Origin of the sequence: Nostoc sp. (genome assembly GCF_036917815.1) — a bacterium.
In the GTDB taxonomy this organism is placed as follows: Bacteria; Cyanobacteriota; Cyanobacteriia; order Cyanobacteriales; family Nostocaceae; genus Nostoc.
On the sequence record NZ_JBALEK010000021.1, the window covers coordinates 1 to 13,957 of the forward strand.

11 protein-coding genes and 1 pseudogene are annotated in these 13,957 nt (G+C 42.3%); 7 read left to right on the forward strand and 5 right to left on the reverse strand.

All coding sequences use genetic code 11. The features are described 5' to 3' along the window. Positions 1-181: 181 nt before the first annotated feature. Both glyQ and V7K97_RS06075 read left to right on the forward strand, forming a co-directional pair. Positions 182-1,105, forward strand: coding sequence for a glycine--tRNA ligase subunit alpha (glyQ, locus tag V7K97_RS06070; RefSeq protein WP_334799858.1), 924 nt, complete (start codon positions 182-184; stop codon positions 1,103-1,105). A 371-nt stretch (positions 1,106-1,476) separates the two neighbouring features. Continuing rightward, entirely contained in the window at positions 1,477-3,831 is a 2,355-nt protein-coding gene (locus V7K97_RS06075; protein WP_334799860.1) for a ComEC/Rec2 family competence protein, read from the forward strand. Positions 3,832-3,852: 21 nt separating this feature from the next. Here V7K97_RS06075 and V7K97_RS06080 read toward each other — a convergent pair. Then, a pseudogene (locus tag V7K97_RS06080) lies at positions 3,853-4,062 on the reverse strand (serine/threonine protein kinase); the annotation flags it as partial. A 155-nt stretch (positions 4,063-4,217) separates the two neighbouring features. Between V7K97_RS06080 and V7K97_RS06085 the strand changes: the two are divergent. Then, on the forward strand, positions 4,218-5,243 hold the full coding sequence (locus tag V7K97_RS06085; RefSeq protein WP_442936824.1) for a tetratricopeptide repeat protein: 1,026 nt from the start codon (positions 4,218-4,220) through the stop codon (positions 5,241-5,243). Positions 5,244-5,283: 40 nt separating this feature from the next. Here the strand turns inward: V7K97_RS06085 and V7K97_RS06090 are convergent, their stop codons facing one another. Then, positions 5,284-5,970, reverse strand: coding sequence for a phosphoribosyltransferase (locus V7K97_RS06090; protein WP_334799862.1), 687 nt, complete (start codon positions 5,968-5,970; stop codon positions 5,284-5,286). A 191-nt stretch (positions 5,971-6,161) separates the two neighbouring features. On the opposite strand from V7K97_RS06090, the gene V7K97_RS06095 reads away from it, so the two are divergent. The 3 genes from V7K97_RS06095 to V7K97_RS06105 all read left to right on the forward strand — a co-directional run bounded on the left by V7K97_RS06095 (position 6,162) and on the right by V7K97_RS06105 (position 7,994). Further along, a complete protein-coding gene (locus V7K97_RS06095) occupies positions 6,162-6,842 on the forward strand; it encodes a uracil-DNA glycosylase (RefSeq protein WP_334799885.1) in 681 nt (226 codons plus the stop codon). A gap of 278 nt (positions 6,843-7,120) precedes the next feature. Next, on the forward strand, positions 7,121-7,825 hold the full coding sequence (locus V7K97_RS06100; protein ID WP_334799863.1) for a hypothetical protein: 705 nt from the start codon (positions 7,121-7,123) through the stop codon (positions 7,823-7,825). Next, positions 7,809-7,994: a type II toxin-antitoxin system PemK/MazF family toxin gene (locus V7K97_RS06105; RefSeq protein WP_334799864.1), complete on the forward strand. Its 186-nt coding sequence runs from the start codon at positions 7,809-7,811 to the stop codon at positions 7,992-7,994. Before V7K97_RS06100 ends, V7K97_RS06105 begins: the two co-directional genes overlap by 17 nt. Positions 7,995-8,129: 135 nt before the next feature. Here the strand turns inward: V7K97_RS06105 and V7K97_RS06110 are convergent, their stop codons facing one another. From V7K97_RS06110 to hetZ, 3 genes are all read right to left on the reverse strand, one after another. Beyond that, positions 8,130-10,466, reverse strand: coding sequence for a transglutaminase TgpA family protein (locus V7K97_RS06110; RefSeq protein ID WP_442936823.1), 2,337 nt, complete (start codon positions 10,464-10,466; stop codon positions 8,130-8,132). A 321-nt stretch (positions 10,467-10,787) separates the two neighbouring features. Next, positions 10,788-11,765 carry a PatU gene (locus tag V7K97_RS06115; RefSeq protein ID WP_334799865.1) on the reverse strand — a complete coding sequence of 326 codons (978 nt, stop codon included), beginning with the start codon at positions 11,763-11,765 and terminating at the stop codon, positions 10,788-10,790. Beyond that, entirely contained in the window at positions 11,758-12,963 is a 1,206-nt protein-coding gene (gene hetZ / locus V7K97_RS06120) for a heterocyst differentiation protein HetZ (protein WP_334799866.1), read from the reverse strand. The genes V7K97_RS06115 and hetZ overlap by 8 nt, the downstream gene beginning before the upstream one ends. A 204-nt stretch (positions 12,964-13,167) precedes the next feature. On the opposite strand from hetZ, the gene V7K97_RS06125 reads away from it, so the two are divergent. Then, a complete protein-coding gene (locus tag V7K97_RS06125) occupies positions 13,168-13,641 on the forward strand; it encodes a hypothetical protein (RefSeq protein WP_334799867.1) in 474 nt (157 codons plus the stop codon). Positions 13,642-13,957: the final 316 nt, after the last annotated feature.

Genomic DNA, 13,957 nt, shown 5'->3' on the forward strand with positions numbered 1-13,957 from the left:
TCAGCGTCGCTTTCTTCGCTTCGCTTCAGGCACTTATTCAATATAGCGAACACACCTCTTTGTGTCAACTACTTTTTCCAATTTATTTTGGGAATACTTTTATGTCTCCTGAAACTGCCCACAGTGCTAGGTTGTAGGCAAGAATGGTTTATGCACTGTGTTGACTAAGGATGGGTGAAGCGTGAATTTTCAGTCGGTAATAGGTTTATTGCATCAGTTCTGGGGCGATCGCGGTTGTCTAATAGCCCAGCCCTACGATATCGAGAAGGGCGCTGGTACTAAGAATCCCCAAACATTTTTAAGAGCATTGGGGCCGGAACCCTGGTCTGTAGCGTATGTTGAACCATGCCGTCGCCCGACAGATGGGCGCTATGGCGAAAATCCCAACCGTTTCCAACACTATTATCAGTACCAAGTTCTGATTAAGCCGTCGCCAGATAACATCCAGGAGATTTATCTTGATTCCTTAAGGGCTTTAGGTGTTCGTCCTGAAGACCATGATATTCGGTTTGTAGAGGATAACTGGGAAGATGCGACGGTGGGAGCTTGGGGCACTGGGTGGGAAGTATGGTTAGATGGGATGGAAATTACTCAATTTACCTACTTCCAACAGTGTGGGGGAATTGATTGCCGTCCTGTGTCCATTGAGATTACTTATGGTTTAGAGCGCCTGACAATGTATCTCCAGCAAGTAGAGGCAATTACTAAGATTCATTGGACGGACAACATTACTTATGGTGATGTTTACCTCCAGGGAGAGATTGAGCAGTGTACATACAACTTTGAAGCGTCCAATCCTGAGTTGCTGCTGACACTATTTAATTTGTATGAGCAGGAAGCTACCCAATTGACGGAGCGAGGATTGGTCTTGCCTAGCTTAGATTATGTAATGAAGTGTTCGCACACGTTCAATCTGCTGGATGCTAGAGGTGTGATTTCAGTGACGGAGAGAACTCGCTATATTGCCAGGATTCGGCATTTGGCTAAGAAGGTGGCTCATTTATATGTTGAGCAAAGGGAGAAGTTGGGTTTTCCGTTGCTCGAAGTTATGCCTGGGCGACTAGAAGTCGCGGCTACACAGACAAAACCTGCCTCCGCAGGTTAAGCTCTTGATTTTGCATTCTTTAAGCTAGGTATATCTTTAAATGGCGTGGCTGTTGCTAAAGGTCAGAAATCCAGTTAAATCTTGAGTCTAGAATATTAAAGTTACAAACAAAGCCCGCCTGTGCGGGCTTTGTTTGTATAAACTTGATGGACTATACTTCACCACAAGCATAAAAATTTTTCGCTATTGCTGATTAAAGAGATGAAAAATTCAGGCAAAGCCTCTCCAGGCTTAGACAATAAGAGGTTGAAATATTTTATTTTAGAATTTCATAGCCAAATTCAAAAATGCCGATTTTTCTCTATTACTACCCTAGTTATTTTTAAGTCAGCTGCAAATTCGGGTTGTCAGGTGCTTTTAGAAAAAATCTTATGATTCAAACCAGTGGTGTAATTATTTGTCTTGGCTATATTTTCGGGTTGCTCTTTACAGCAGTTCCTTGGGGTGGTGTGTGGGTTTTGCTTTTAGGGGTAGTGGGAGCAATTGTTTTTAGAAGACGCACCATGCTACAGCAATTTGCTCAGAAACCAGAAAATCTGGCAAGCAAAACAAAGGCGATGCCTAATAACTGGCAAACTATTGCCCAGCCTCGAATATGGCTAGCTGCTGGCTTGGTGGGATTGTTGGCAACTCTGTATTTTCAATGGCGAGTGCCACAACCGGGGGTAAAAGATATTAGTCAGTTCGTCCCGCCTGGAAATAGCAGTAATCAAGAACAACTTGTGATTGTTCGGGGTGAAGTGGCTACTAATCCTCGCTTAACTCGCAGTCAACGGGGACAATTTTGGCTGGAAGTGACTCAGCTAGATGAGGTTAAAAATGAAAAAGGTTCGGCAGGTGTCCCAAAAGGGGTGACGGGGAAATTGTATGTGACAGTGCCTATACTTCAAGCGACTGGGTTATATCCTAGTCAACAAATTGCTGTGACTGGGATTTTGTACAAACCAAAGGCGGCTTCCAATCCTGGTGGTTTCGACTTTCAAAAGTTTCTTAAGCAAGAAGGAACGTTTGCTGGTTTGATTGGACGACAAATAAATGTTTTGGATCAGGAACGGAAATGGGGATGGTGGGAAATTCGGGAGCGAATTGTGCGATCGCAAGTTCGTTGGTTGGGTGTCCCCGAAGGTCCTCTTGTGAGTGCAATGGTTTTAGGTAGCAAAGCTGTTGATTTACCCTACGATATCCGCGATTTGTTTGTACAAGCCGGATTAGCTCATGCTTTAGCTGCTTCCGGGTTCCAAACTTCCTTGATTTTGAGTGTAATCTTGCAGTTAACAAGGCGGACGAAAAAAGGAACGCAATTTACCGTTGGTTTTTTGGCTTTAATCATTTTTCTGAGTTTAACAGGTTTTCAACCTGCGGTTCTCAGAGCCGTAATTATGGGTTTTGCGGCATTAGTTGGTTTGCTATTAAAAAGGAAGGTAAAACAGTTCGGATCATTACTATTAGCAGCAACTCTGTTATTAGTCTTTAATCCTCTATGGATTTGGGATTTAGGTTTTCAATTGAGTTTTTTAGCAACACTGGGATTAGTTGTTACAGTAACCCCATTAGTTAATCGCCTAGCATGGCTACCACCTGCGATCGCTTCTTTGATTGCCGTTCCCCTAGCTGCCACTATTTGGACTTTACCTGTGCAACTTTTTGTCTTTGGAGTTGTACCATCTTATAGTTTGTTGCTGAATGTGGTTAGTACTCCATTAATTTCGATTATTAGTATTGGTGGAATCATCAGTGCTTTAGTAGGTTTAATTTGGACTCAGGCTGGAAGCTTTTTAGCTGCGGTATTGCATTACCCTACTGATTGGCTAATTAAACTAGTGGAATTTTTTAGCAAGTTGCCTGGAAGTTCTGTTGCTGTAGGCAGTATATCTAGTTGGCAGCTTTTGGCGATTTATGTACTGATTATATTGGTTTGGCTGGTACCTTGGTGGCAGAGACGGTGGTGGTTTGCTAATGTGATTGCGATTAGTTTAGTATTCATCCCACTTTGGCATTCTGCAAATACATTGTTTAGGATAACGGTATTAGAATCTGGTACGGAACCAATTGTAGTTGTTCAAGATAGAGGTACTGTAACTGTAATTAATAGTGGCGATGAAGGTACAGGACGTTTCACAATCTTACCGTTTTTACAACAGCAGGGTGTAAATCAAATAAATTGGGCGATCGCAACTGATTTTCAAAGCAATGAAAGTAATGCTTGGTTTGAATTAATGCAACGTTTACCAATAAATAATTTTTATGAATATTCCCCCAAAACAGATAATTTTATTACAACTCAGGCAATTCAACAGGAACTACAAAAACATCAAGGGATTTATCAACCCTTGGCAGTTGGTCAATCGGTGAAAGCTGGTTCGATAGTAGCGCAATTAATCAACGACCAATTACCCATCTTACAAGTGCAAATTTTAGATCAGAATTGGTTATTAGTAGGTAATGTTAAATCTAAAGAGGTACAACAACTAGTTAAAAATGGAAGTTTGCTTCGCCCACAAGTGCTTTGGTGCGCGCCTGAGTCGTTGAAAGATTTAGTTATTGCTCTGCAACCACAAGTAGCGATCGCTTCTTCTGCTAACTTTGATCCAAAAACTTTATCTGAACTGAATCAAAGCAAAACTAAGCTGTTTTTTACAGGACGAGACGGGGCTATTCAATGGACACCTAATGGTCAGTTCGAGGCGTTTATTGAATCAACAGAAAACAAATCGTCTGTTTTATAACAAAACTCACTAATTAAGTAAACTCAAGTTGGCATCAATATACAGATGATACGGGGGAATTGCCGTCAACAGATAAAAGCAAGTCGCACCTAGACTGAATAAATCGCTAGCCGGATATGCCAAGCCTAACTTCATCTGTTCTACGGGTGCATAGCCATAGGAACCAATGCTCGTTCCTGTTTGTTCCATCTCTATGGTTGTTAACTGCTTGGCTACACCAAAATCAATCAAGTGGTAAGGCAGCCTGATGAAAGATGCATCCTGGTTTTGGGAACACTAGATTTAGCACTAGACTTCAGAGGAAGGAGTTGATGTCTAAAGGCGAATAGAATAACAGATCGAAAAATACAGTTCCCCTGCAACTACCCATAACATACCTAAAACAAGTGAAGCGTAATACAATTACCCATGAGTTTGACTCTGGTTCACAAGCAGAAATACGACCTCCACAGGAAAACGACGACCATTTATCGGAAGCGTCCAACCTACTACGGCAAGGAATTCAACAGCAGCAAGCTGGTGAATTAATAGCGGCGATGAAGTCTTTACAACAATCCTTGGGGCTGTTTCAGGCAGTTGGGGATTTGGAAAAACAGGCACAGGTACTTTCTTTCTTAGGATTGGTAACTTACAGCATTGGAGACTACAAAAGTGCTATCTCCTACTCCCAACAATGTCTGTCTTTGCTCAACAACACCTCAGATTTAACATTGCAAATGCAGGCACTTTCCCATTTAGGCAATGCATACCGTCACCTGAATGACCATAATAAGGCTATTGAGTTTCTAGAAAAATGTTTGAAAATAACCCAGCAACTGCAAGATAAACGGAGTCAAGTAGCAGCACTAAATAATTTGGGATTAGTGTATAAAGCTTTAAGTAATTTTACACAGGCTATTGAGTATCAGCAGCAAAGCCTAGAGATTGTGCGGGAACTCAAAGATAATTGGGGCGAGGAACAGGTACTCAAGAATTTGGGTAATGCTTGGTATGCTTTGAATAATTACCCAAAAGCGATCGCCTATTATGAGCAGTGTGTAGTAATATCACGATCCTTAAAAAATGTTCGCAGTGCTTCACAGGTGTTAAAGAATCTGGGCAATGCTTGTTATGCTTTAGGTGATTATATCAAGGCCATTAAGTATTATGAAGATCGGTTGCAATTAGCTAAAGAAATTCAAGACAAGCGTAGCGAGGAACAGTCTTTAAGTAGTTTAGGAGTTGCTTGTGAAGCTTTGGGTGACTATAACAAAGCAATTACATATTATGAAGAACGTTTGCTGTTAGCAAGAAATATCAAAGATCGCCGCAGTGAAGAACAAGCTCTTGCTAGCCTGAAAGTCGCTTGCTACGCCTTGGGTGATTATGCCAAAGCTATGCAATATCAGGAGGGAACATCTTCAAATAGTTAAAAAGCAAGAAAGGGAAACAATTCAAAATTACTCGTATAAGTCAATTCCCCCCTATAGTCTTTTGTTGCTGGAGATATCCGAGAACTTCTAGTGTATCTACTTGGGGAAATTCGGCGTAAAAATTACTGACACTGCGGAAGGGTTCGGGTGTTTCTAAGACGATTGTGCGATCGCCCCACTGTTCTAACCAAGGTAGCAATTTCTGTGGTGCTACTGGAGTACATAGCCAAACTGCTACTGGAGAAAGCGCTTTCAGAGCAGTTGCCGCTACCGCTATTGTCATACCTGTAGCAATGCCATCATCAACTAAAATGAGCGTAGCATTCTCGGCATTCACCTGTGGACAAGCAAGAATTAATTGAGCCTCAAGAGACTTAGCTTGGTTAATAGCTTTATTTAAAGCCACTTCCCGCCACCGCGCCTCATTTTTAGGGCGAAATAGCTTTTGATCAGCCCAAAGAACATTTCCGCAAGTAGTGACTGCACCAATTGCTAACTCAGGGTTTTCTGGATGGCTAATCTTTTTCGCTACGACGATTGTCAACGGACAATCCAAAAGACGTGCTATTGGTGCTGCTACTGGTACACCCCCTCTTGGCAAAGCATAAACAATTGGTACAGGTTTTACCCCAGAATCAATAGTTTGCTGAGTCAAAACATCATGAATCACTCGCGCCAATAACTCACCCGCATGGGTGCGATCGGCGAAAAGTGGGGTATGTGTCATAGTTTCCCCCAGCATTTTAGGACGGCACTGCTTTTATGATGACTGAATTTTGTCTCAAATTAACTGATACAATAAGATTTGTATAAATTATAAGTACTCAGCAAAAGTCTATTTATTCTGATAAATCTCCCACCAGAGCAGTATTTAACTCAGATATGACAGCTGGCGCTGATGCTAAAACCTTGATTTTCATGAGCAGCGAAACCCAACTCAGCCTCTTCGACGACTCAACCTTTAACCAGCGAGAACTGATTCCTACAGATGCGAAAATTGCGATCGCTCCGGGAACTTATGACAGCATAACGGAATTGACGCAGCATTGCGATCGCTGCCACCGTTGTCCATTGGGAGACACTCGGACTCATACTGTTGTTGGACGTGGCAATCTCAAAGCACCAATTATGGTTATCGGGGAAGCCCCAGGTCAAAATGAAGATGAAACGGGTTTACCATTTGTGGGCAGATCAGGGCAATTGTTGGAGAAAATTCTGGCATCGGTGAATCTGACTACTGAGCATGATGTATATATTGCCAATATCAATAAATGTCGCCCACCAGATAATAGAGTTCCCACTCCTGTAGAAGTGGCAGCTTGTCTACCCTACTTACTAGAACAAATTCGCTTAGTTGACCCCAAAATAATTCTGTTAACAGGTGCCACTGCTGTCAAAGGTATCACTGGCGATAAGCGGGGAATTACGAAAATTCGCGGACAGTGGTTGGAGTGGCAAGGGCGTTTATGTATGCCAATTTTTCATCCTTCCTACTTGCTGCGTAACCCTTCTAAGGAACAAGGTGCGCCGAAATGGTTGATGTGGCAGGATATTCAGGCAGTGCGTGCCAAGTTAGACGAAATCCAAAATAACAGCTAAGGGGCTTCCAAGAAATAAATTACCCAAATAAACGAACCACAGAGACACAGAGAACACAGAGCAATGAGGAGGAGAGAGCTTGTTCGCCAGTTTTTTGGATATTTTTTTAATTGGAAGTCCCTAATGTGGTAAGCCTGCTCAAAACATCTACAATTTTTGTCAAGCCTGATACAGTGCATTTAGCGTTGCTTACTGGCTTGACAATTTCTGTGGCGACGTTATTTATTCGTGGGCTTTAATATTTTGATAGTTAGCCTTTATGTCTTCTAAAGGAACACATGAGTAACCGCCCTTCATGTAAATGTTTCCAAGCTTACGACTTGGGCAAGAAATGGTCTGAGATAAAGCTACACCAAGAGCAACAAGATATTGAGTGCGATGCATGGAAGCGATTATTAGAGCTTGTGGAGGTTGCATCCGCAGATGAGCGAGAAGAATTTGCCCCCGGACGTGAAATAGGCTGGGATGACTGGAGCCAGATTATCACACTTCCTCCGACAATATCGAAACTAAAATCTGTTAAGCATCTGATGCTGTACGGGAGCAATCTTGTTCGCATACCTCCAGAAATCGGTGAGATGACGAATTTAGAAACGTTTACTCCCTACACATCCTATCGATTACACTGGTTTCCCTATGAAATAACTCGTTGCAAAAAACTAAAGAATAGTACTGTCAGTACTCGTACTCTTTACGGAAATTACAAGTTTCGCCCGCCATTTCCCAAGCTTCCGGTAGAAAAAACTTTGGAAGCAGATTCTCCCACAAAATGCAGTGTATGTAATGCTTCTATTATCGCTCCAAATTTACATCAAGTATGGATCTCTCTTCCAGTAGCTACAGATGTTTTACCCCTTCTTGTTAATGCTTGTTCACAAATCTGTATCGACAGACTTCCTCGACCACCAAAAACCTATGTGCAGGAAGCGCACACCGGAGGCTTACATATCCAACAGTCGCCAATTGATGATTTCTACCAATGACTCTAGATGGACATATTCAAAATGTGAGAGTACGCCTAGAGATTCTGTAGCTAATGTGTATCAAATTTTTACTGTTGACAAAACGTTTTTAGTAGAGCGCATTGGCTCATTACCAGAACATTTACAAGAAGAGATAGACGAAGGACTGCGAACAATTTTGTACCTCTAAGTGAGGTCATAAGGATTAACCTCTCGAAAATCGATTCCTCTTTAATATCTTATCTCTGTGTTCTCTGTGCCTCTGCGGTTCAATAAATTACTTATTAACTACTCCAAACGCAGAGAAACCAGAGAAAGAAAGATTTTACAATTCCTTAGCAGTTTTAGCAGTCTTTTTCAAACCTTGCCATCTCTCTCGCAATCGCTTCAAGTTAGGTGTATGACCACCATAACGCCAGCCAACATAGGCTTGACAAATTTCATCTATTACCTCAGCAGTTGCTAGAGCATGATGCTGGTATGAGACACTGGCATACTCTAAAGGGGTTTGTGCTGGATGTTTGCCTAAACCTTTTTGGGTTGTCCATTGCAGCATTTGTTGATAAAGGCTTTCCATTGCTGGCAATTTCTTTAACCATCGACGGTTGCGCCACTCTCGCCACTGTCCCCAACCCAGCCAAGCGAAGAAAGCTGCTGTAGTTGACAATATTAAGCCAGTTAATACACCAAACCAACCTTGAGAAAATAAAGCTAAAAACCAAGCGATCGCTCTAATCACCCAATTTAACATTGTCCCAAATACATTATTCAACAAACCTGTCACCGGAGAAGGCAACCATCCAGCAACCCAATGCCACAACTGGCGCAACACACTAAAAGTCTGAGTGTCTTCAATAGATGGGGGAATTAGAGGATGATTGGGAATAGGATCAAAGGCAAACCAACCATATTTGGGAAAATAGACTTCCGTCATTGCATAAGCGTCAGTATTACGGACAACATACAACCCCGTGAATGGATTGAATTCTCCTGCACTAAACCCCGCCACTAACCGCGCTGGAATGCCAATGGAACGCAACATTACCGTCAGAACTGTTGAAAAGTGGTCTGGATAGCCTCCCTTTTGCTTGAACAAAAAAGTTTCTACCAAGTCTTCTTTTTCACTTAAATAAGGCAATTCTAAGGGATTTTGGGGAATAGAATAGTGTTGCTTGAGGTATTGAGCTAAGTAGAGAGTCTTTTCATAAGGTGAATCCAGGCTTTTAGCAGACTTTGAGACTCCTTCTTGATTGTAGTTAGCGAAAATTTCTTCGGTGCGTTGCCGGACTTTATCGGCAATTTCGGGAGGAATTTGCAGATAATGCTTTTTAATATGTTGCGGATATTTAGTAGAAGCTTCACCTAACAAAGTGCGATCGCGGTATGGTACTTCAGAAATTACTGTGTAGGTGAGTCCTTGTGATAATTCTACAGGCGATCGCAATCCGTCTTCTTTATCAACAGCGATCAGTGGTGTGGGAAAATAAACTTCCTTAGCATAAGCCATCGCGGGAATTAGGTTAGGCAAATCCGACACCACTGTATAAGTTTGTACTACCTCTTGGGTTTTAACAGTAATTACAGGTGGGTAAAGAAAAATTTGGTAAGACCAGGGCGATCGCCTCACAGTGGTAACATCTTCATTTCGAGAAACTTCCCATCCCTTACCTGTATAGTGGTCAAATCCTAGTACTCGCCAAAAACCCTCAGCTTGCGATCGCACCCGCATTACAACCTTGGGTTTCATCTCGCCCCGCAGGTTTTGGTTAATTTGGCTATTAAAACCGTAATAAAAGTTATTATCTACTTTACCTGGTTCACCAGTTTTATTTTGTCCAGTACCACCGCTACCACTGCCTTGATTCTCACCTTTCCCTTGGTGGACATAACCGGGATTGATAATACTACGACCTGTGAAATTACCTTTGACTTGAATAGCAGAACTTACAGGAAAATTCCGTAACTGATAGCCAGGGAATCTAGGTAAAACAGCAAAAATTGCCAGTCCCAGACCGACAATTAGCAAAAAATTTAGAATTAAAAATTTAAAATTAAGACTTGGGGAATTCTGCTGATTGAATTTTTCCTTTTGAGTTTTTAATGGCTCCAAACCCAAGCGTGAGCGGTAATCTAATACTAAAGTTGGCAGAGCGATCGCTAAAAATAACAGCAGCACAGGTGCAAATGCTAAAGTCTGACTTAGGGTTGCTGCCACACCCAATAAAATTAATCCGATAACAATCGAATAGCCCAAATTTTTGCGGCGGGGTGTATCAAAGCTGTGCAACACCTGGAGTTGAATTAATAACTCTGCCAAACCCAACCGCGTATCATTCAACTCTCCCACTAATTGCCCAAAGAAAGCACCCAGTGCGACTAACATGCCAATGGCGATGCAGAATTTAACTGCAACATTGCGATCGCCGCGACGATAGTAACTCCAAACCGCACCCACTAAACTTAGGGGTAACGCCCAAAAACTGAATGAAGTCTCAGCCGCAATATCCGTCGCCACAATTCCCAAAATAACCAACGCTAGCACCAGCACCCGCAAGGAAATCGAATCTTCCACTTCTATCAAAGGCGACCCCTGCCAATTTTGCCGCCAGAAATTACCTACAGGGACACGCCAAAACCGATTCATCCTGGATAAGTTAAACATTTGAGTCTAGTAGAAGCAATGATGTAGATGCAAAAAACACAACACGGTGGACGTAATTGCCTACCTACTACTGTGTCAAAAAAAATGATGGATAGGTGGTAGAGATGGAGATAGACGGAAAATGGGTGACACGGTGAATCGAGAAATCAAATACTTTCTCAATGTCCCCATGTCCCCATATCCGCGCGTCCCTGTGTCTTTGTAATAACTGCTTCTCGTAGACACCCTAATGACAGCTTGTTGAAAAATAGGATAAGCTTCAAAACCAGGAAAATCCTCTTAATATATATCGACGTAGTGTGCTAGCGGTGGCAATTTAAACTAAATCGTGGGATTAATCACAAACAACAACGATTGCTCGTCTATTTCTGGAAATTCAACTTCTAGGGTATAAGTTGGGTTAAGTTGCTCGCAGCCTAACTCTACATTTAAGTATCCCGAAGTCGAAGATGTTGTCATTGCTAAAGTGCCACTTCCCCGCAGCGTCAAAGTTCCTTTAACAGGTAACTCAGCCTGAACAAGTAACTTCGCAAATTTACCTAGAGATTGGTACTCTACTCTGATATTCAAGTTACCAACACTGGTTAGCCATTGTCTTTCTACCACCGGACTGGTTGCTGAAAGTGGGAGAGTCAGATTTTCCAGCAGTTGTTTAGCTGCTAGCAACGACAAGGCCATCTGTTGACGCGGTTGTAAATCTGAGTAATCGCTCTGAATAGTGGGCATTGTCTCCAGAGTATTTACAGACCGATAGGTGCTTCTTAGCACCAATCCAGCTATGTCATTTAGTGCTTGAGAATCATTGGGAAAAAAGTTCTCCACCACCTGAACTAATTTTGCCCCCAACGGCACAGAAGATGTCACCAAAGCCTGACACTGTTCTAGCAATTGCTGGAAAACTCTTTCCGGCAAGCGAGTTGGCAAGGTCAACTTAGATTGTTGTACCATCCATCCCCAGCTAGGAACGAGTGTCATTGACGGCTCATCAACAAAATCAGGATAGTCGATTAATTGTGTTTCCCAGGGAAACAACGGTGGGTGGTCTTGGGCTTGGATTTGTAACCGACTTTTAAGGACAGCTTGAAAACGATCTTGCACAGTAGGAATTTCTCCCAATTGAAAGGTTTGAGGCGTTCCTCCCAATTTTGGCTCACTGCTTTTTGAAGCAGTGGCTTCCTTGAGGAGGTTTTTTACCCCGTCATTTTCCTCACATTCTAGCGATCGCTCGTTATTTTTGACATCATCTGTCAATAACCAATCGAGACACTGGTATTGTAAGGATTCTGAGTCACTATTCATGAGTAGATGCACCTGATCCGGACACTAATGAGTTACGAATTTCCCAAGCTTGCTCAAGAATCTTAAACCATCGTTTTTGCAGTTGTGCCATTGACAGCCCTAAAGTTTTAGCTATTTTTTCATCAGCTTGTCCTTGTTGCTTCAACTCTAATAAAGACCGTTGCTTATTGTCCAGCTGTGCTGTATATACTTGCCATTGCTGAGGAGTTAAGCCCAAATTGGTGTGCAGAGAAGCTTCCAGCCATTCGTGAACTAATTCCCAACGGTGCAACAGGGCAAACCGAATCAAATGATACTTAAAGCGCTGTTGCAAATAATCTCTCTGACGAGGGGTTAAACCTAAAATCGACTCAATTTCCTGTGCTGATAAATCCTGGAGGCGAAGAGAAAAGTAATCAGCACAGTCAGATTGTTGTCGTTGTTCGAGATAATTCATTAATTCCGTAACCACAACGGAGCGCAAGGTGTCTTCTTCGGGTTCGGGTTCGGCTTGCGTTGCCATTGTGGAGCGCAATTGGTAAACTGCTGGCTCTTCCCAAGAACCGTCACCTTCATTATTGCTACCTTCTGCGGCTTGTTCTATATCTACGCTGGTTTCTGGGGGCTGGTGTTGGGAAAAAGTTTGCGCCCGGAGGATAATTAACTGCTGCTGACGACCTGGTAAGGGAATGCGTCGCTTACCGTAGCGCTCAGTAAATGCCATATACTCAGACAATTCCAAGAGCGTTTGAGGGCGATAAGTGGCACCGAGTTGATTTTCTCGCCGGAAAGCGTTCAACGCCTCTAGATAAAAACTCTGGAGGAAATCTTCAATGATCGTCAGCCGCCCTTGATAGCTCAATTGCCTCTGAGGTGGATTAATATATCGATAAACAATTGCACTCAGAGTACTGTGTAATTCTACCCTGCCCCGATTTGAACCCAACTGATAGTACCTGAGACACTGTTGCAGCCGATGCCGAGCCAGGGTCAGCGCCGAGCTTTCTACAGTTCCAGAAGCTTGGATACGTTTGCTTTCATGACAAATCCGGTAGACTTCGGTGGTAATACGTCTTGCTACATCGTGGCAATTTTGTTCCGAAGCTTTGGTTGACTGCTGAAACTCCTTGGACAGGAGTTGAAAGATCACCTCCACGCCTTTAGAATTTTCTCCCAGAATAGTTGCAGATGGAATAGTTACGGTTGCGGCTGAATTCATAGTCTCAGTTTTCAAAAGACCCTAAGTATTTAAATACAACCTGTATGACTGTGGGTATTGGCTTTTTTGGTTTTACGTATAAGCTAAACGCAGACCAATCCTATATTTAGGATGTGGCTGATTTTATTATTCCCAATTCTGATGGGATTGTTCACACTTTGATAGATGTTATTGCCGTTACCCAGGAGCCGTATACAAGTCATTATGGATTTAGAAGCACAAATTCAATTGCTGATTGACAATGCACCCCGCGATGGTATGACACCACATCTTGTTACAGCAATTGCTCCTGCCCTTAGAGCGATCGCTCAAAAATTACGCTACTCCCAGTACTACATTCTCCAAAATTCGGAGGCAAGCTGGGTTTTAACTACATTGAGCAATCGTGCTAATCCAGGATTGGAAAAACGTGTTCTTTACGCTTTCCCTACCATACAGGATGTCTCTCTAATTTCCCCTGATGGGCTTGACCCTCAAATGCTAGCTAAAATTACTCCTGTCACCCATATTTTGTTCCAAATGGTGGCATTAGAACCCGTAGATAGCATCGTTTTTTTGGAAACGCCGGGTAAGACCACTCATACCGTCGAAATTCGGCGAACTCAACTAGAAAAACTCATGCAGCAACACTTACGACAACTGCGATCGCCTAAACAGATACCCCCTAATATTGCATAGAAAAATTTGGGATGTGGAGTTTTTTAGATACAACCCCACATCCCAAATCTTAAATCTCAAATTCCTTAAAAAAAGTTTTCTAAATCAGGAAAAAATAAATTTTTTTCTTTCCCCTACACTATCCGACTGACTCAAATCTGGGTGAAACCTAAAATTTGTTAAAAAACAGTTATCAGTGAACATTTTTCAGTTTTAAAGTTTTTAGTTTCCCAGTCAAGCAAAGTCCCATACTTAAGGGACTTCCAAATAAAAAACTCTACTTTCTACCTGGTAAATCGGTAGGTTGAATTAAATATAAAACTGCTTTATAGCATTT

Excerpts from the sequence above, each read along its gene's own strand:
- V7K97_RS06095 (WP_334799885.1), top strand. The coding sequence starts at position 6,162 with ATGAGCAGCGAAACCCAACTCAGCCTCTTCGACGACTCAACCTTTAAC.
- hetZ (WP_334799866.1), bottom strand. The coding sequence starts at position 12,963 with ATGAATTCAGCCGCAACCGTAACTATTCCATCTGCAACTATTCTGGGA.
- V7K97_RS06125 (WP_334799867.1), top strand. The coding sequence starts at position 13,168 with ATGGATTTAGAAGCACAAATTCAATTGCTGATTGACAATGCACCCCGC.
- V7K97_RS06100 (WP_334799863.1), top strand. The coding sequence starts at position 7,121 with ATGAGTAACCGCCCTTCATGTAAATGTTTCCAAGCTTACGACTTGGGC.
- V7K97_RS06110 (WP_442936823.1), bottom strand. The coding sequence starts at position 10,466 with ATGTTTAACTTATCCAGGATGAATCGGTTTTGGCGTGTCCCTGTAGGT.
- V7K97_RS06105 (WP_334799864.1), top strand. The coding sequence starts at position 7,809 with ATGATTTCTACCAATGACTCTAGATGGACATATTCAAAATGTGAGAGT.
- V7K97_RS06115 (WP_334799865.1), bottom strand. The coding sequence starts at position 11,765 with ATGAATAGTGACTCAGAATCCTTACAATACCAGTGTCTCGATTGGTTA.
- V7K97_RS06090 (WP_334799862.1), bottom strand. The coding sequence starts at position 5,970 with ATGACACATACCCCACTTTTCGCCGATCGCACCCATGCGGGTGAGTTA.
- V7K97_RS06075 (WP_334799860.1), top strand. The coding sequence starts at position 1,477 with ATGATTCAAACCAGTGGTGTAATTATTTGTCTTGGCTATATTTTCGGG.